The sequence below is a fragment of the Elioraea sp. Yellowstone genome (assembly GCF_006704265.1).
Lineage (GTDB): Bacteria > Pseudomonadota > Alphaproteobacteria > Acetobacterales > Acetobacteraceae > Elioraea.
Genome location: NZ_VIKA01000321.1, coordinates 1 through 708, shown reverse-complemented (window position 1 = coordinate 708; position 708 = coordinate 1). Strand labels below are relative to the sequence as shown.

Genomic DNA, 708 nt, shown 5'->3' with positions numbered 1-708 from the left:
AGTTCGGCGCGCACGTCGAGGGCGAGCGGATCGGTGGCCGGAGCGAGCAGCGCGCGGGCCTCGTCGGGCCGTCCTGCCGCGGCGAGCGCGCGGGCACGCAGCGCCAGGCGCTCGGCGGCCAGGGAGGGCGGCGGCAGATGCGGCTCGCTCGCGGCCAGCGCGGCGAGCGCCCCGGCGGCGTCGCGGTCGGCAAGCTTCAGCCGCGCGAGCCGCAGTCCCGTGCGGGCGCGGTCGATGCCGCGCTCGGGCTGCGAGGCCATCAGCCGCTCGAGCGTCACGCCGGCGCGCCCCGTCAGGTCGAGCGCGACCAGCCGTTCCGCCAGCCGCGCGACCATCTCGTCGCCGGCGGGACCGGGCGGCAGGAGATCGGCGTTCTCCTCGAACAGCGCGACCGCCTGCACCGGCGGCAGGGTATCGGCCGCGCCGTCGCGGAACAGCGCGGCGAAGGCCTCGCCCAGCCGGGCGCGGATCTCGCCGGCGCGATCGGCGAACAGCGAGGCGGTCTCGCGCAGCAGCGCGAGCGCGCCCGCCCAGTCGCCCGACTGGGCGCGCAGCTCGGCCGCACGCAGCCTGAGCGCCCGCTCGAAGTTGTCGCCGCGCCAGGCGTAGAGCAGCGGCTCGAGCCGTGCGGCCGCCTCGGGCGCACCGATCCGGCCCTCGCGCAGCTCGAGCTCGACGGCACGCGCCAGCGCGCGCGCGCGCTGGCGC

At 79.2% G+C, this 708-nt stretch carries 1 pseudogene; it reads right to left on the bottom strand.

Features of this window, described 5'->3' with window-relative positions:
* Positions 1 to 708 (bottom strand): annotated as a pseudogene (locus FK498_RS19645) (tetratricopeptide repeat protein); the annotation flags it as partial.